The sequence below is a fragment of the Rhodococcus sp. SB1D genome, from assembly GCF_048573875.1.
Classification (GTDB): Bacteria; Actinomycetota; Actinomycetes; order Mycobacteriales; family Mycobacteriaceae; genus Rhodococcus_F; species Rhodococcus_F qingshengii.
This window is the reverse complement of sequence record NZ_JBMAIQ010000001.1, coordinates 282,288-299,037: the sequence shown is the minus strand read 5'-3', so window position 1 is coordinate 299,037 and position 16,750 is coordinate 282,288. Positions and strand designations below refer to the sequence as shown.

The following is a 16,750-nucleotide window of genomic DNA, read 5'->3' as shown; positions in this document are numbered from 1 at the left end:
CGTCATTTTCTTGCCACCTCCATTTCGTGTCGGTCCGGATAGTTTCTGCGCACAGGTTGCCCCGTAACACTGAAAACCAGAGTAGAGAATCTGCCGAATCTGCACAACCTATTTTTGACCTGCGGTTATGTAACTCACCGTTGTCGATTCGGATGTGTTGTCAGATATCGAGTGTTGCCGCTCGCAGTTCACCGCGAATGACAGCTAGTACGTCTTCCCCGAAGTTGTCGAGTTTCTTCGGCCCGATTCCAGGGATCGAAACCAGTCCACGATTATCTTGTGGTCGTTGTTCGGCAATAGCCATCAGTGTGTTGTCACTGAAGACGACATAGGCCGGAACTTTGAGTTCTCTGGACTTGTCCAGACGCCAGGCCTTGAGGTGCTCGAGCAATTCCAGGTCGACATTGGACGGGCATTTTTCGCAGCGCCCAAGCATGGTCGCCGACGTCCCGATCAACGGTTTGCCGCATACGCGGCAGCGCGGACGCTTCTTGTTTCCCGACGACGGCGCGGCGACGCGCGAGGCCGGCGAGTCCTCCGGGATTAGTCCGTTGAGAAATCTCGACCGGCGACGGGACTTGCGTCCACCCTCATTGCGGGCCAATGCCCACGACAGCTGCAGATGCTCGCGAGCGCGAGTAACCCCCACGTAGAGAAGCCGACGCTCCTCCTCCACCGCGACGTCGTCGGCGCCCGAATTGGCGTCGCCGAGAACGTGTTGGATAGGCAGGGTGCCGTCGTTGAGGCCGACCAGGAACACCGCATCCCATTCGAGCCCCTTGGCCGCGTGGAGGGAGGCCAGCGTCACACCTTGCACGGTCGGTGGGTGCCGCGCCTCGGCTCGGGCCGTGAGCTCCTGTAGAAGCCCGGTGAGCGTCAGTTCAGGTTCGTGGACAAGTTGTTCTTCGGTGAGCGCCACGAGAGCCGAGAGCGAAGCCCAGCGCTCGCGTGCCTGAGTACCCGAAGGCTCTTCGTTGGTCAGGCCGAGCGGCGCGAGCACAGCGCGGACGAGTGAGACCAGCGCTTCGCCGTTGTCTGCACCTTCGGGGAGGTCGTCGCGTCCAGCAGCCTGACGCAGCGCTGCCACCGCCTGACGTACCTCGGTGCGAGTGAAGAAGCCCTCTCCACCGCGCACCTGGAACGGAATGCCCAGCTTCGTCAGGGCCTGCTCGTGCGCCTCCGACTGAGCATTGATCCGGTACAGAACAGCGATCTCGGCAGCAGGAGTGCCTGCCGCGATCAGCCGTTTGATCGCCCGCGCAACGCCGAGCGCCTCGGCCGGCTCGTCGTCGAACTCCATGAACTCCGGCTCAGGCCCCGGCGCGCGCTGCCCGATCAGCTGCAGACGCGTCCCGGCGATCCGCCCGCGCGCCGCACCGATCACGCGGTTCGCCAACGACACGACCTCAGGGGTGGAGCGGTAATCCCTTTCGAGCCGAACGACGGTCGCTTCGGGGAATTTCCGGGAGAAGTCCAACAGATAGTTGGGGGTGGCTCCGGTGAAGGAGTAGATGGTCTGATTCGCATCGCCCACCACGGTCAGATCGTCTCGGTCGCCCAGCCAGGCGTCGAGCACACGCTGCTGCAGTGGGGTGACGTCCTGATACTCGTCCACGACGAAGCAGCGATACCGCTCGCGGAACTCGTCGGCGACTGTCGAATGCTCTTCGAGAGCTGCCGCCGTGTGCAGTAGGAGATCGTCGAAATCAAGCAGCATGCCGTCCTGGCCGCGTGCTTTCAGCTCTTCGTATGCGGCATACACCTGGGCCACCTTGGTGGCATCGACCGGTGCCTCACGGCGAATCTTGGCGATCGCGCGTGGGTAATCCTCCGGCGCGATCAGCGACGCCTTCGACCACTCGATTTCACTGGCGAGGTCGCGGACGCTTTCCGTGCTGGTGGACAATCCCACCCGGGCTGCGGCACTGCTGACAACGGCGAACTTTCGGTCCAGCAGACGCCACGGCGTGTCGCCGACAACCTGCGGCCAGAAGTACTTCAGTTGACGGAGAGCAGCAGCGTGAAAAGTTCGAGCCTGCACCTGCGGCCCACTCCCGCCGACGCCCAGCTCACGGAGACGTCCACGCATTTCCCCGGCCGCACGAGCGGTGAACGTCACGGCAAGCACCTGACCGGCCGACACGTGACCGTCGGCAACCAGATGAGCGATCCGGCGCGTGATGGTGCGGGTTTTGCCTGTTCCAGCGCCCGCGAGGACACATACCGGGCCGCGTGGCGCGAGCACGGCGGCCGATTGTTCTGGATCCAGTCCGGTGTCCGCAGGCATGGGGACCATCATGGCAGGACGTTCCGACACTCCATTCGCCGCGCCCGACGGTATGTGGGCAAGAGAACACGGGCCGATACGGAACAACGCTCTCGGTCGTGGTGTTATATCGGCCGTGACTTCTACCGAAAATGCGCCTGCCCTGACCATCTACTCGACCACGTGGTGCGGCTACTGCCGTCGCCTCAAGACGCAGCTCAACGCGTCGGGGATCGAGTACACCGAGATCGACATCGAGAACGATCCGGCAGCAGCCGATTTCGTCGGCAGCGTCAACGGTGGCAATCACGTCGTTCCGACCGTGAAGTACGGCGACGGCAGCGTTGCGACCAACCCGTCGCTCAACCAGGTCAAGCAGGCTCTGGGTCTGTAGACCTTCTCCGGCTGCTACTTGACCCAGCTCTCGAGCATTCCGCGAGCGATGGAGATCGACCCGGGCAGCAGCAGTGGCGCGTCCGCTTCCGAACCCCAGTCGCCGAGTTCGAGAGCGGCGCGCACCTCGTCCTTCGTGAACCAGGTGCCCTCGGCGATCTCGCCGTCCGCGAACAGCAGCGGAGCGGCGGGGTCGCCGATTGCGGCGAAGCCCAACATCACCGAGCGAGGGAACGGCCAAGGCTGGCTCCCGAGGTATCGAACGCTGTGCACGTCGATACCGACTTCTTCCTTGATCTCGCGGACAACACACGTTTCGAGTGACTCCCCGGCCTCGACGAATCCCGCGAGAATCGAGAAACGGCGCTGCGGCCAGGTCGGCTGACGCGCGAGTAGAACTCGATCGCCGCCGTCGTGCACCAGGCAGATGACCGCCGGATCCGTTCGGGGAAACTCCTCGTGGCCGGTGGACGTGGAAATGCGTGACCAGCCGGACATCGTGGGTTCACTCGGTGCGCCGTCGATAGCGCTGAATCCGGCACTGTCGTGCCAGTTGAGAATCGCGACGGCACCGGTCAACAAACCGGCGTCCGCGTCGTCGAGTGTTCCGCCGAGCATCCGCAATTCAGACAAAGTGCCCGCCAGCAGCGACACCCGCACCGCCCAGACGTGGCGATTCTCCCGAATTCCCAGGAAGACCGCGCCGCGCACCGGTTCGGGCCCCAACTCGGTTGCCTCGGCGAAGACCAATTGACCTTCCGGCGACACCTTGACCTGACCCCGTGAATTCACACGGAGGAGCAGTGCGTCCGCCCAACCCGTCGTCAGTGCAGCGGCGTCCGACCGCAATTCCTCGGCGCGGCCGACGCTCGAGCGTGAGAGCAGAGGTGTTTCGGTCAGCTGGAAGTCGTTCACGCTCACGACATTACTGCGCGCACGAAGCTCGGTAACACTCAGTTCGTGACGCGGCGAATGTAGAGCAGTCGATCGTTCTCCTCGACGGCGTCCACCTCGGGCGAACCGACGCGAACCAGACGGCCGTCACGAACGACCCCGAGCACGATGTCGGAGAGATGACGCGGAGAGCCACCGACCTCGTCACGCTCGACGGCACGCTCGGCAATCGCGAATCCGGCCTCCGGAGTCAGCAGGTCTTCGATCATCTCCACGACGGTCGGCGTCGTGGTCGCGATGCCGAGGAGTCGACCCGCCGTCTCCGAGGACACGACGACGGAGTCTGCGCCGGACTGACGCAGAAGATGCGCGTTGTCGGCTTCACGGATGGCTGCGGCGATCTTGGCTTTCGGCGCGATTTCGCGGGCTGTCAGCGTCACGAGCACTGCGGTGTCGTCACGGTTGGTTGCCACGATGATCGACGACGCATTCTGCGCACCTGCCAACCGAAGTACGTCCGATTTCGTCGCCGAACCGAACACCGTCACCAGGCCCTTGCTCGCCGCCGAATCGAGGACGGTCTGATCGGTGTCCACGACCACGATCTCCGACGCCGGTACACCGTCACCGAGCATTGCTTCGATTGCCGTCCGCCCCTTGGTCCCGTATCCGACGACGACGGTGTGATTACGCACGTGCTGCCTCCAACGCTGAATTTTGAACGCCTGACGCGAACTCTCGGTCAGAGCTGAAAGTGTGGTTCCGACCAACACGATCAAGAAGAAGATCCGAAGTGGCGTGATCAACAGGACGTTGACCAGGCGCGCCGACGGCGTGAACGGAGTGATATCGCCGTAGCCGGTGGTCGAGAGCGAAACCGTCGCATAGTAAATGCAGTCGAGCAGCGACAGCTCGTTGTCCTGTGCGTCCCGGTATCCCGCGCGATCGATGTACACGATCAACACGGCGGCGCCGAGAGCACCCAACGCGATGAGAACTCGCTTGTAGATGGCCCGCGCCGGACTTGTCTGTAGCTGGGGAATGCGCAGCACCCCGACAAGGGCGAAGTCAGGCTGATCGGTCAATGCTTCCGACCTGGTCAAACGCGCCCGGAGCTTACCGGCCATACATCGACTCTCTCACTCGAACTTACGAAATACCTACACGGACATCGGCAGGCAGCGTAACCCTCGAAGATCGACTTCGGAACTCGGGCGCCGAATAGCGCGCGGGTCGTGGCGCCGGTAGTGGCAAGAAGGTCCACCGTGAGGCAGGCTGGGCAAATGCCTTTCACCGGTTCGACGTCCACTCCCAGCCAAGCGGCCGCTCTTCGTTTGTCGGCCCTCCTTCTCGGCGCCGGCACCATGCATTTCGTGGCGCCTTCCTTCTTCGACAGCACCGTTCCCCGCCAGCTTCCCGGACAGGCCCGCACCTACACCCAGGTGTCCGGCGTCGCGGAACTGGCGATCGGCGCTGCCTTGGCCGTGCCGAAGACCCGCAAGCTCGGCGCGGGCCTTGCCGCCGCGCTCTTTGTCGCCGTGTTCCCCGCCAACATCCAGATGGCGATCGACTGGTGCCGAAGCCCGAAGACGTCCACACCGCAGAAGATCGGTTCGATCGCACGTCTTCCCCTGCAGGTTCCGCTGGTGACCGAAGCACTCAAGGCTCGTCGAAACGCAAGCTAATCTTGCGCGCCTGCCGTTCGGATGAGGCGAGCGAGAGCCTCACCGTCCGGCAGGTTCTCGGGTGCGATGGTGCGACCCGATCGAACGTAGTGAAACGCCGCCCGCACCTTGTCGGCCGGAAACTGTTCGTTGCGCCCCGCCGAACGGGCTCTGGCCGACATCAATTCGGCCCAGGCCACCCGATACGCGGCCAACTGCATCACAACAGCGTCCTCGTTGGCGGCCGACGGTTCGGCACCGGTCTTCCAGTCGATCACCGTCCATCCGCCGTCGGGATCGGCGAACACAGCGTCGATCCGACCGCGTAAAACCGTTCCGGCAATGGATGTTTCGAAAGGAACTTCCACTTCGATCGGGCTGCGATTGGCCCACGGGGACCGCAGGAACGCATCCTGAAGTTTCACCAGATCGGTCTCGGGACCCGCGCCGGTATCCGCGGCGCCGGGTAGTTCGTCGAGATCCAACAGTCGGGTCGCACCGAACCTTCGCTCGATCCAGGCGTGAAAAGCCGTGCCGCGCCGCGCGAGCGGGTTCGGTGGGTACGGCAGTGGTCTACGCAGCCGTGCCGCGAGTTCATCCGGATCTGCCTTGAGGTCGACGAGCTGAGTCACCGAAAGCTGCGCCGGGAGAATCACTTCGGCACGCGCGTTTGCCCGGGCTTCGCGCTCGGCCAGTAGAACGTCGACGTCCGAGGCCCAGTTCTCCGGATCGTCCTCCGGTTCTTCCGTCTCTTCGCTGTCTTGCGGCAGCGATGCAAGTGCGGACAGGACGCTCGCGGCTCCGGCCTCGACCGCGCCGCGACGCGCACCCAGCGGGTCGGGCGGCCACTGCGCAGTACGGGGTGTGGAGGCCAACGGGTTCTCGGTGTCGGGTTCCGGTGCAGGCGCCCATTCCTCCACGACGCCGATCACACCGCGTGAGTCTTCTTCACCGGCATCGTTTTCGGCCGTGACCATCTGATGCAGCTCGTCCAGGAACTCCGAAGGCCCCTTCGGTTCCGAACCGGATTCCGCCCAGTGATGCGCCGAGATGAACAGCGCCCGTTCGGTTCTGGTCAGCGCGACGTAGAACAACCGCCGGTCCTCGTCCAGTCGACGGTTGGACAAGGCCTTCTTGTGCGCCGTGATCGCGTTCTCGAGGTCCTTGCGGTTGTAGAGCTCCTCGAGGTCGAGCACCGGAACTCCGTCGGCCGAATCCGCGTCGACCGCCCGGTCACCACGCAACGACGGTGGCAGTTCGGCGAGCGCCCCGAGCCACGATCCGGACGCGGTGGACGAGGGGAACACCCCGTCGCTGACATGCGGGATCGCCACTACTTCCCATTCGAGCCCCTTCGCCGAGTGCACGGTCAAGATCTGCACGCGATCCGGCGCCACCTCCACTTCGCCCGGAGTGAGGCCCTTTTCGATCTGTTCGGCGGCCGCGAAGAATGCGAGCATCCCGGGCAGATTGGCTGTTGGACGCGTCGCGTAATTGGCGACGACGTCGGCAAATGCGTCGAGATGCTCGCGGCCCGCGGTCCCGACGACACCGACTCGGGTTCGCGCGCCTGCCTCGATTCCGATACCGAGCACCCGCTCGACCTCCGCCACCAGTTCGGTGAGCGGCTGGCCGATACGTTCGCGCAACGACGCCAACTCTGCCGCTATCGCGTTGATGCGTGTGTACCCGAGAGCTGAATAACGTTCTGCCGGTCCTGGATCGGAGATCGAATCGACCAATCCTGCTTGCTCGGCGTTCTCCCCCGGCAGCGCGTCCTGAACTGCCGAGGTGAGCGCCTCGGCGTCGGTGACCGCACCCGCTGTTCCGTATCCGGCGGAGATGGCAAGTTCGCGGGAGCGTTGCGAGAGTGCGGCGAGGTCCTTCGCGCCGATCTGCCATCTCGCTCCGGTGAGCAGCCGAACGGCGGCGCTGCCCGCCAGCGGATCGGCGACCACTCGGAGCATGGCGATCACGTCCGCCACCTCGGGTGTGTGCAGGAGCCCACCGAGTCCGACCACTTCGACTGGCAGACCTTTGGACCGCAAAGCCTCGGCCAGCGGGGCAGCATCGGCGTTGCGGCGGATCAACACCGCTGCCGTGGGCGTCGGGCGGTCTTCGGCACGTGCCGCCTCGTATTCTTCGGCGATCTTCTCCGCAACCCACTGACGTTCCTGTTCGACGTCTCCGAGCAGCGCCAGTCGAACGTCTCCGGCGACGGCTCCCGGCCGCGCACGAAGTGTGCTGACGGCCACACCGCGTCGGCGCAACGGTGCCGACGACAGGTTTGCCAGTTCGAGAGCCTCCGGCGGGTTACGCCAACTGGTGAGCAGTTCGAGCGTCGGAGCCGGCTTTCCGTTGGCAAGCGGGAAGTCGGTTGCAAACCGTGGCAGGTTGGCCGCCGACGCGCCTCGCCAACCGTAGATCGACTGCATCGGATCGCCGACGGCTGTCAGCGCCAACCGGCCGTCGGCTCCCCCGCCGAACAACGAGGACAACAACACTCGCTGAGCGTGACCGGTGTCCTGGTACTCGTCGAGAAGAACTACCCGAAAGCGCTCACGCTCGGTTTGCCCGACCTCGGGATGTTCGGAGGCGACACGGGCCGACAGCGACATCTGGCTGCCGAAATCCAATGCGCCTTCACGCCGCAGCGTCTCACCCAGCCGGGCAACGAGGGGCAGTAGCTCGATGCGTTTGTGTTGCACATCAAGGTAATTCAACAGCTCTTTGCTCGGCCCACCCCGCTGTTTCGGACCGGCGGGCAGAGTGTGAATCAGCTTGTCCAACTCGGTGTGAGCCTCGAGCAACTGCTCGGGGTCGACCAGGTGCTCCGCCAACTGACCGGCAAGGGCCAGAACGGTTTCGGTGATGGACCCCGGATTCTTGTCGGTGTCCAGATCACTGTCCCAGCCGCTCACGACGCGGTGCGCAACCTGCCACAGTTCGGTCTCGGACAACAGCGTCGCCGAGGGTTCGATCGGCAACAGCAGTCCGTGCTCGGACAGCAACCGTCCCGCGTAAGCATGGTAGGTACTGACTTCGGGTTCCCCGGCCAGAATCCGGGAACGCACTCCGCCGGTCGGGTCGAGTGCCCGCAAAACGTCCGAACCCGCCAGTCGCGCCAAGCGCTTGCGGATTCGCGACGTGAGCTGTTGTGCCGCTTTGCGCGTGAAGGTCAATCCGAGAACGGCCTCGGGATCGACGAAGCCGTTGGCCACCAGCCACACGACGCGAGCAGCCATCGTCTCGGTCTTACCGGCACCGGCACCGGCGACGACCAATGTCGGACCGAGCGGTGCGGCGATGACTGCCGCCTGTTCCGGCGTCGGCGGGTGTTGACCGAGCGCGACCGCCAGGTCGACAGGATCGATCTTCGGTCGGCGTGCCTTCTGCGTCGCGGCAGCCACTTAGTTACTCACCTGTCGTCCCTCGTCGTGTGCCGGGCAACTCGAGCGCACCGGGCAATGTCTACATCCGTCGTTGACCCTGGCCAGATACTGCGGCCCTTGGGTCGCTGCCGCTGCGTTGTGGATGACGTCTCGCCACATCTCGACGGCTTCGGCCGTCAGCGGCGGCTGAACTCGCTGCGCCGCACCGTCTTTCTTGTTGGACTTGGCCACGAATACCAGGCGTGCACCGCCGGGTTGTGTGGCCGGTTCGCCGGCAATCGCACCTTCGGCCGCTGCGACCTGGTACGCCGCCAACTGCGCGTGAGATTGCGCGGCCTCGTTGCTGACAGGGTTTCGCGCAGTCTTGACGTCGACAACCACCGGACGGCCTTCGGTGTCGCGCTCGAGCCGGTCGATCCGGCCACGAAGCTTGACCGCAGGCGCTCCCTCCTCACGTGGTTCGAGGACCCCCTCGACCGCGACCTCGACGCCGACTTCGGTCAGTTCGCCGCGAGTTGCGTTCATCCAGGCGGTGAACGTCGCCAGCATCTCCCGAGTTCGATTGAGTTCGCGGCGCGAGTACCACTGCGATCCCAGATCGATGGATTCCCAGGCATTTTCGAGTGCCTTCTCGACTTGATCCGGTGGAATCCGGCCGGCCAATGCCTGCACCAAGGTATGGACCAGCGTACCGGCGATCGCATGAGTGTTGTCTCCGTCGCTGCCGCCATGACGCTCGAACACCCATCGGAGAGGGCATGTTTCGAGAAGCTCGATGGTGGACGGCGATAGTGAAACCGGTCCGTCCTCGGGCTGCCACATGGGAGCAGCGGTACTCGGCTCGGCTGTGCCGTACCACTGATCCGGGTGCGCGCCGCGTACCCCGGCAGCAGCCAGACGTGCCAACTGGCGAGCGGCCCGGGAATGCTTCTCGGGGTCGAAATGCGCGATGTCGGGATCACACACGACGCTGCGAAGCTGTGCGACCAGTGCAGGCAGCGACAGAACCCGGGTATCCCCGGTCTCGGGTGCAACGACGTCGAGATCGGAGGACGGATCGTCCGAGTACGCGTCACCACGGATCAATTCGTCCACGAACCGCGAAGGCACCAAGTCGGTGTCCCCCGAAGCCGATTCGACTGCGGTGATCAGCAGACGGCGACGAGCACGGCTACAGGCAACCAGGAACAACCTGCGTTCTTCGGCCAGAAGCGGTGCGGTTCGCGAGAGTCGTTCGGCAGCCGAGTCACTGCCGTCGGAGACTCCGTTGACCAGGTCGATCAGCGCTTCGGTACGCAGTAGCGATCCGCGTGCCCGCAAACTCGGCCAGAGCCCCTCCTGCACACCCGCCACCGCCACGACCGCCCATTCGCGACCCGCCGCGGCGTGAGCGCTGACCACGGTGACGGCGTCGGGAGTGATGACCGATCGGCTCCGCGAGTCGGTCGGTATCTCCTGGCTGGTCAAGTAGTCGACGAAACCGGCGAGTTGCGAACGCGGCAACCGGTCGACGTAGTTGGCGGCCGCGTCGAAAAGTGCGACGACTGCGTCGAGGTCTCGATCGGCCTGTGAGCCGATCGGTCCGCCGCGCGCCGACGCAGCCGCCCAGCGTCGTTCCAGCCCCGTCGCCTGCCATGCTGCCCACAGAACTTCTTCGACCCCGAGACCTCGCTCGAGAGGCACTCGGGCCTTGCGAAGGACCGACAGCACGCGATTGAGTGCCGCAGCTTCGACGTCTGTCAACTTGCCCATGAGGCGCTTGGACTGCGCACGATCCTCGTCGATCAGAATGAGCCGCAACAACTCCGAGGAGTCCCGATCACTTCCCGATGCCAACTCGACCCGGCGCAGGCCACGACGCAACCGGCGCAGGGTGACCGGCTCGGCGCCGCCGATGGGACCGGCCATCAGGGCAAGCGCGTCGTCGCCGGTGAACTGATCGCCGCCGAGCGCCCGAAGGACCAGCAGCAGGCCGGACACTCCGTGTTGCCTGGCCAGCGGCAATTCGGTGGCAGCGGTCGTGACGGGTACCCCGGCCGCGAGCAGGGCTCGCCGGAGAGGGGCGAGAGTGCGCGGGACCGACCGAACGATGACGGCCATGTCGGACCAAGCAATCCCGTCCAGCAGATGCGCCCGGCGCAAGGTATCTGCGACGACTGCCGCTTCTTTGGCCGTCGTACCGAGAACCCGCACCGACGCCCGCCCCGGGTCCTCATCGGTGAGATCGGATGGAACCGCGATGCGATGAGCGAGGTTGCCGGGCAGCCGCGCAGCGATCTTCGCCGCGATCGACGCGACGTCGGCGTTGTTGCGAAACGTGGTGGGCAGGACGATCTGGCGCTCGTCTCCGCGCTCGGCGAGTCCGAGTAGGAACGCCGAATCCGCACCGCGGAACCCGAAGACCGACTGATCGGGATCACCGGCGATGACCGTGCCCGCAGTTGCGGTTCCGATCAGCCGAACCAGCTGCGCCGCCTGCGGATCCAGATGTTGTGCGTCGTCGACGAGTAGGTGCCGGATCCGAGCGCGCTCGGAGCGAAGCAATTCGGGATCGGTGGCGAACGCGGTCAATGCCGCACCGATCAACTCGGCCGCGTCGAGTGCCGGCGCCGTCGCCTCCGGAGCCTCGACACCGACACTGCCGCGTAGCAGCACGCCTTGCTCGTAGGCCTCGGCGAACCGCCCGGCCGCCACCCACTCCGGACGTCCACGCTTCTTGCCGAGCTTGACCAGATCTTCGGGACCGAGTCCGCGCTCGTTCGCTCGCAACATCAGATCTCGAAGTTCGACGGCAAAGCCGTTCAAACCCAATGCGGGTCGCAGGCGCTCCGGCCACCGGAGCGCACCGTCTTCTATGTCGCCGCGCAACATCTCTCGGAGCACCGAGTCCTGCTCGGCGCCGGTGATCAGGCGTGGCGGCGCGTTGCCGTGCGCTGCGGCTTGAAGCCGGAGTACGGCAAAGGCGTACGAGTGAACGGTGCGGACCAACGGCTCACGAGTTGCCTGCGGTCCGCGTTCTTGTTCGTACCCGAGCAACCCGGCCGTGATCTGCTCGCGGACCTGCGTCGCTGCCCGGCGCGACTGGGTGAGCACCAGGACCGATTCAGGATCTTCGCCACCGGAGATCTTCTGCACTGCCAGATCCACGAGAAGGGACGTCTTGCCCGTTCCGGGGCTGCCGAGTACCTGCCAGGGACTCCAGGCGGCCCCCGAGCCGAATGAAACAGGGCCGAACGCGAGTTGGAAAGGATCCTCGGACGGCGGCGCGAACAGCCGGGCCGTCCCTTCGTCCCATGTTCGGGGTATCGGAGACGGCGCAGTTCGGTGCACCAACCGCGCCCGCGGGATGGTGACCTTGCTGCGTGTTGCCGTCTCACTCACCCAGGCATTCCACCAGAGCGCACCGACAACTCACACATCGCCTGCTTCCGGCATGATTGACCTCGTGTCTGCACTCCATACGTATCTCTACGGACCCGTCGGGGCACCGGAGATCCTTTCGCTGCACGGTCTGACCGGTCACGGCCGACGTTGGCAGTCGATGGCCGAGAACCAACTGCCCGAAGCGCGCTGGATCTCGCCGGATCTACGCGGTCACGGGCGTTCCACCTGGGCTCCTCCGTGGAACATCGAATCCCACGTGGCGAGCCTGCTGGAGACGCTCGACGAACATGCCACCGGACCGGTGGTGATCGTCGCGCATTCTTTCGGCGGAATGCTGGCGCTGCACCTCGCGGCCACCGCACCGGAACGCATTCGTGGGCTCGTCCTGCTCGACCCGGCGATCGGGTTGGATCCGACTTTCATGCAGGAAGTGGCCGAACTCACAATCGGCTCACCGGATTACACCGATGCGGCAGAGGCCTACTCCGAGAAGATTCACGGCTCGTGGGGTGAGGTTCCCACCCAGGACCTCGACGTCGAGATGGCTGAACACCTGATCGAACTGGGCAACGGACGCGTCAACTGGCGCCTGTCCACGCCCGCGATCGTGACCGGGTGGGGCGAACTCGCTCGTCCGATCGTGCTGCCTCCGTCGTCGATGCCAACCGTGCTGGTTCAGGCGATGAAGGTCCAACCGCCGTACGTCACCGACGAGTTCCGGGCAGCGCTCACCGAGCACCTCGGTGAAAATCTGACCGGTGTCGAATTCGACTGTGACCACATGGTCCCGCACGTGCGGGCCGACGAAGTCGCCGCCCTCGTTCGCAGCATGCTCTGAAGGAACCGACATGGCAGCCACCACCGAAGAGCAGATCGAAGAGGTACGGCGCCTCATCGCGTCGATTCCGGCCGGTTTCGTGGCGACGTACGGCGATATCGCTGATGCTGCAGGACTTTCCAGTGCTCGCACGGTCGGTTGGATCATGCGAACGGACTCTGCCGACCTGCCGTGGCATCGGGTTCTCGGCGCCTCCGGCAAACCGTCGGCGCACCTGGCTCATCGTCAGATCGCCAAGCTCGAACTCGAAGGCGTGCCGATCAAGGACGGTCGGATCGACCTGAAGAAAGCTCGGTATCACTTCTGATTCACGTGTCACCGGTCGTCGTGACGCGGGCGATGGGGCAGCATGGAGGTATGACCGTCACGCCGCCGACAGCCGCCCTCATTCTGGCGGGTGGTCGCGGGACCCGAATGGGTGGTGTCGACAAACCCGGCCTGCTCGTTCACGGCCGCAGGCTCCTCGACATCGCGCTTTCAGCGACGGCGCATCTGGACGCCGTCGTCGTGGTCGGTCCACATCGCCCTGAACTTGATCCTGGCATCACTCAAACTCAGGAAACTCCGGCCGGAGCCGGCCCTGTCGAGGCGATCTGGGCCGGATTGTCTGCGACCCGGTTACCCGACGACGCCGTGGTGGTGGTCCTGGCGTCCGATCTGCCGCACATCGAGGCCGTATCAGTCGACGCTTTGATAGCTGCCACGTCGACGGACAGTCCGGTGACGTGTGCCGTGGACGAGAACAACCGAACCCAATTCCTGCTCTCCGCGTGGACATTTCGCGAGCTCCGGCAACGCCTGTCCACATTGCGGGAGAGTTCGGGGTTGGAGAATCAACCTATGAAAGCGATTGTCACCGAGCCGTTCTCGACGCTGCGTGTCACTGGTACCACTGACTGCGACACACCGGCGGACATCGACCGCGCGCGAAACCATCCGCGCCTGACGATCGAGCAAGCCCGCTCAGCCGTCAGGAACTCACTGACAGCATTGTCACCACACTGGGCCGCCCTCGCCGACAGTCTCGGAGCAACGCTCGCGCAGCCTCTCGTCGCCCTGGGTGATCTTCCTCGATCCGATGTCTCGGCGATGGACGGGTACGCCGTCTCCGGCGAGGGTCCCTGGCGAATCCGCACCGAGATCCGTATCGCGGGCGCCGACGGGCAACTCGAACTCGGTGAAGGCGAAGCGATTCGCATTGCCACGGGAGCACACCTGCCCCTCGGCGCCACCTCGGTGATTCGTGACGAGTATCTGTCCGTCGACGAGCCATCTCGGATGGTACGGAGACTGCCGGATGCGCCGCACCGCAACGACGCTCGACCACGAGGGGAAGATTGGACCACCGGATTCACGATCGCCCCGACTGGTACCGCGGTGACTCCGGCGGTGGTCTCCGCAGCTGCCAGCGGTGAAGTGTTCGACGCCCTCGTCCGTGGTCCGGTACGGGCACGCGTGACAGTCACCGGCGACGAGATCCGGCGGACCGGTCCACTGCGTGAAGGTCAGACCCGCGACTCCGTCGGTGGGATTCTCCCCTACCTACTGGAAAGCAACGGCGTACGGTGCGTGGCGGATTCGCACCTGAGGGACACGGCCGACAGTTTCGAGCGTGTACTGGCGGATGCGACTGAACAGGACCTGCTTGTTGTCATTGGTGCCACGGGCGGCGGCGCTGCCGACGAAATGCGCAGTGCGCTCGATCGACTCGGCGCTCGCACGATTGTCGGGCGAGTCGCCTCGCGCCCGGGCGGATCTCAGATAACGGCTGTCCTGCCCAGTGGTCGGGTGGTTCTCGGCCTCCCCGGCAACCCGTACGCCGCAGTGACCACCCTGTTGACGATGCTGCCCACCGTCGTGGCCGCCTTGACGGGAAGCGACACCCCACCGCCACTGCTCGGCATCATCGAGAACGCCGCTGCGGTGACTTCCGATGCGGTACGCCTACTGCCGGTCACACAATCCGCCGACGGTCGCTGGCGCGCCGAACCGTCTGTACGTACCGCACACCTGGCGGGGTTGATCGGGCGCTCCGCGTTTGCACTCGTTCCGCCACACGCGGAAGACGATGCCGTCGCCGAAGTGGTTGTCCTCCCACGCTGATCGGGTCAGTCGTTTGGGCGCCTACGCCGGTTGACCCCGACCACGCCGACCACTGTCGCAAGCACCAGCGAATACACGCCCCACAGCACCAAGAACGGCAGCAACCAGCCGGCATCAACGGTCTGACCGCGCGGTCCGACGCAGTACAGCGTGAAATTGGTGGACGTACCGTCGCCGTCGGAAAAGGTATCCGAGACGACCATCGCGCTCGATGTGGGAGCTTCACAGAAAATCGGCGCCAAATGAGCGACCTGGCCGGGCCAGATCACCGAAGACAGCAGTGCGGCAAAGATTCCCACGACCACGATCACCACTACGGAGATCAGCAACGGAGCGATACGGCGGCTCACAGCGGGTGCACCAGGAAGGGAGTTCCGTCAGGCTCGAAGACCACCAGCGCCCGCGAGCGTGGAGATTCCACCATCACGGATGCGCGAATCGCCTCGGTGCGACTGACCGAGATCCCGGTGACTTCGCCGTCGTCGACACCGCTGTTCTCCAGCGCGTCGTCGACCAACTTCTCGAGGTTCGTCAATGCCGGCACTTGATCCAGCGTGAACGATCGTGCATCGAGATCGTCGGTGACACTGACTTGCACGGGGCTCGGCTCGCCGAGAATGACTCCGTCGAAAGAGAATCTGTCGAGCTGGGTCGGCTTCCCGGGGTCTCGAACGGTGACTCCGAGCGTCTCGATCGGGCTGATGTCGATGCTGGTCACCGATACCGCGTCGACGCCGTATCTATGTGCGAGGCTGTCGAACCCGCCTCGCACCAACTCCGACGTCATCCCACCGCCACGTTCGCGCATCTGATTGTCGAAATCCATCCGATCGACGGCACCGATACATCCGCTCAGACTCGTGGCCGCCAAAGCGATGGCTACCGTCCACAGCGCCGACCGCACCTGCGAGGACGCGAATTTCATGAGCGGAGCGTACCGCGAGTGTCCGGTTCCATCCCGGTGGACTGCGCGTCGCACGAATTACTGTCGGCGACTCGTGGGATCATCGCGCCATGAATCGTGTCGACGAAGGATTCGAACCGCCGGACGCATTGGTCGAGTGGTGCCGCTCCCGCACCTTTCCACTGCACGTCCTCGACGACGAAGCCACCGTCGACCTGGATTGGTGGAACGCACACCTGAAGGACGCCGGCCACACCATCAGCCTTCGCGGGCGTGATCTCGACGGCAAAGTGATCACCGAAGGTCGAGCCATCGTTCAACGCAACGACCTTCGCCCGTCGAGCGATCTCGTTGTCGCCCAGCACGACGGCCTCGGACTACTGTTTCTCTGCGCGGCCTGGCAGGGCTCGCACGAGAGCCGACGTTTCACACGGCGGTTCCCCAACGTCTTCAATCCCCATCACCGCGAGGACGAGGATCCGCTGACCCAGATCACAGCCATTCTCGATCACTGCTCGAAAAACAAGTCGATGCCCGTCGTGCGGCGCGACACCTGGTCCGGGTGGCCACTCACCCCCGGTGTCGGGGTATCGCTGATGGCCGCTTTCATGTGGGCAGTGGGCGTACAGGCCGAAGGCCGACGCGCTCAGATGATCGACCAGTACGGAGTCTCGACGCTCATCCACGAGGGCTGGCTCGAGGATCCTTCCGTCACCGGCTTCACGACGCGTCGCTACCGCCGGTACTGCGAACTTCTCGACAGCTGGGCCTATGCCGCCGGCACCCAACCCGAGATCGTCGAGATGTGGTTGGTGAAAAGGTGGAGTGCGCGGTTGGCCCAAGCACGCAACGACGTGAGCGCCCCCACCCTGTTCTAACTCTCAGAACGGCTGCATCTCAGAACGGCTGCAT

13 protein-coding genes are annotated in these 16,750 nt (G+C 64.6%); 6 read left to right on the top strand and 7 right to left on the bottom strand.

The window, feature by feature from the left end:
- Positions 1-160: 160 nt before the first annotated feature.
- Complete coding sequence (locus tag ACN50D_RS01405; protein WP_003942300.1) at positions 161-2,299, bottom strand: ATP-dependent DNA helicase UvrD2; 2,139 nt, start codon at positions 2,297-2,299, stop codon at positions 161-163.
- A 103-nt stretch (positions 2,300-2,402) separates the two neighbouring features.
- Here ACN50D_RS01405 and ACN50D_RS01400 point away from each other — a divergent pair, with 103 nt between their 5' ends.
- Positions 2,403-2,660, top strand: coding sequence for a mycoredoxin (locus ACN50D_RS01400; protein ID WP_003942350.1), 258 nt, complete (start codon positions 2,403-2,405; stop codon positions 2,658-2,660).
- A 14-nt stretch (positions 2,661-2,674) separates the two neighbouring features.
- On the opposite strand, the gene nudC is transcribed toward ACN50D_RS01400, so the two are convergent.
- Together nudC and ACN50D_RS01390 are read right to left on the bottom strand one after the other, a co-directional pair.
- Entirely contained in the window at positions 2,675-3,574 is a 900-nt protein-coding gene (nudC, locus tag ACN50D_RS01395) for an NAD(+) diphosphatase (protein ID WP_007731249.1), read from the bottom strand.
- Between the two features lie 38 nt (positions 3,575-3,612).
- Entirely contained in the window at positions 3,613-4,680 is a 1,068-nt protein-coding gene (locus ACN50D_RS01390; protein ID WP_003942296.1) for a potassium channel family protein, read from the bottom strand.
- 156 nt (positions 4,681-4,836) lie between these two features.
- Here ACN50D_RS01390 and ACN50D_RS01385 point away from each other — a divergent pair, with 156 nt between their 5' ends.
- A complete protein-coding gene (locus ACN50D_RS01385) occupies positions 4,837-5,238 on the top strand; it encodes a hypothetical protein (RefSeq protein WP_003942341.1) in 402 nt (133 codons plus the stop codon).
- Here ACN50D_RS01385 and ACN50D_RS01380 read toward each other — a convergent pair.
- Together ACN50D_RS01380 and ACN50D_RS01375 are read right to left on the bottom strand one after the other, a co-directional pair.
- Positions 5,235-8,627, bottom strand: a complete 3,393-nt coding sequence (locus tag ACN50D_RS01380) for an ATP-dependent helicase (protein WP_211920445.1) — start codon at positions 8,625-8,627, stop codon at positions 5,235-5,237. The genes ACN50D_RS01385 and ACN50D_RS01380 overlap by 4 nt on opposite strands.
- Positions 8,628-11,990 (bottom strand): ATP-dependent helicase, encoded by a 3,363-nt coding sequence (locus tag ACN50D_RS01375; protein WP_050654904.1) that lies wholly within the window; start codon positions 11,988-11,990, stop codon positions 8,628-8,630. It abuts the gene before it with no gap.
- A gap of 52 nt (positions 11,991-12,042) precedes the next feature.
- Between ACN50D_RS01375 and ACN50D_RS01370 the strand changes: the two genes are divergently transcribed.
- Genes ACN50D_RS01370 through ACN50D_RS01360 form a run of 3 tightly spaced genes read left to right on the top strand, consistent with a single transcriptional unit; the run spans position 12,043 to position 14,934 of the window.
- Positions 12,043-12,831 carry an alpha/beta hydrolase gene (locus tag ACN50D_RS01370; RefSeq protein WP_007731246.1) on the top strand — a complete coding sequence of 263 codons (789 nt, stop codon included), beginning with the start codon at positions 12,043-12,045 and terminating at the stop codon, positions 12,829-12,831.
- A 10-nt stretch (positions 12,832-12,841) separates the two neighbouring features.
- A complete protein-coding gene (locus ACN50D_RS01365) occupies positions 12,842-13,138 on the top strand; it encodes an MGMT family protein (RefSeq protein ID WP_003942322.1) in 297 nt (98 codons plus the stop codon).
- Positions 13,139-13,188: 50 nt separating this feature from the next.
- Positions 13,189-14,934, top strand: coding sequence for an NTP transferase domain-containing protein (locus ACN50D_RS01360; protein ID WP_208689659.1), 1,746 nt, complete (start codon positions 13,189-13,191; stop codon positions 14,932-14,934).
- A gap of 5 nt (positions 14,935-14,939) precedes the next feature.
- Here the strand turns inward: ACN50D_RS01360 and ACN50D_RS01355 are convergent, their stop codons facing one another.
- Both ACN50D_RS01355 and ACN50D_RS01350 read right to left on the bottom strand, forming a co-directional pair.
- Positions 14,940-15,284 (bottom strand): hypothetical protein, encoded by a 345-nt coding sequence (locus ACN50D_RS01355; protein ID WP_003942308.1) that lies wholly within the window; start codon positions 15,282-15,284, stop codon positions 14,940-14,942.
- Entirely contained in the window at positions 15,281-15,859 is a 579-nt protein-coding gene (locus ACN50D_RS01350) for a hypothetical protein (RefSeq protein WP_042922177.1), read from the bottom strand. The genes ACN50D_RS01355 and ACN50D_RS01350 overlap by 4 nt, the downstream gene beginning before the upstream one ends.
- Positions 15,860-15,948: 89 nt before the next feature.
- Between ACN50D_RS01350 and ACN50D_RS01345 the strand changes: the two genes are divergently transcribed.
- Positions 15,949-16,716, top strand: coding sequence for a hypothetical protein (locus ACN50D_RS01345; RefSeq protein ID WP_208689660.1), 768 nt, complete (start codon positions 15,949-15,951; stop codon positions 16,714-16,716).
- Positions 16,717-16,750: the final 34 nt, after the last annotated feature.

Excerpts from the sequence above, each read along its gene's own strand:
- ACN50D_RS01350 (WP_042922177.1), bottom strand. The coding sequence starts at position 15,859 with ATGAAATTCGCGTCCTCGCAGGTGCGGTCGGCGCTGTGGACGGTAGCC.
- ACN50D_RS01385 (WP_003942341.1), top strand. The coding sequence starts at position 4,837 with ATGCCTTTCACCGGTTCGACGTCCACTCCCAGCCAAGCGGCCGCTCTT.
- ACN50D_RS01390 (WP_003942296.1), bottom strand. The coding sequence starts at position 4,680 with ATGGCCGGTAAGCTCCGGGCGCGTTTGACCAGGTCGGAAGCATTGACC.
- ACN50D_RS01345 (WP_208689660.1), top strand. The coding sequence starts at position 15,949 with ATGAATCGTGTCGACGAAGGATTCGAACCGCCGGACGCATTGGTCGAG.
- ACN50D_RS01370 (WP_007731246.1), top strand. The coding sequence starts at position 12,043 with ATGATTGACCTCGTGTCTGCACTCCATACGTATCTCTACGGACCCGTC.
- ACN50D_RS01405 (WP_003942300.1), bottom strand. The coding sequence starts at position 2,299 with ATGATGGTCCCCATGCCTGCGGACACCGGACTGGATCCAGAACAATCG.
- ACN50D_RS01365 (WP_003942322.1), top strand. The coding sequence starts at position 12,842 with ATGGCAGCCACCACCGAAGAGCAGATCGAAGAGGTACGGCGCCTCATC.
- ACN50D_RS01360 (WP_208689659.1), top strand. The coding sequence starts at position 13,189 with ATGACCGTCACGCCGCCGACAGCCGCCCTCATTCTGGCGGGTGGTCGC.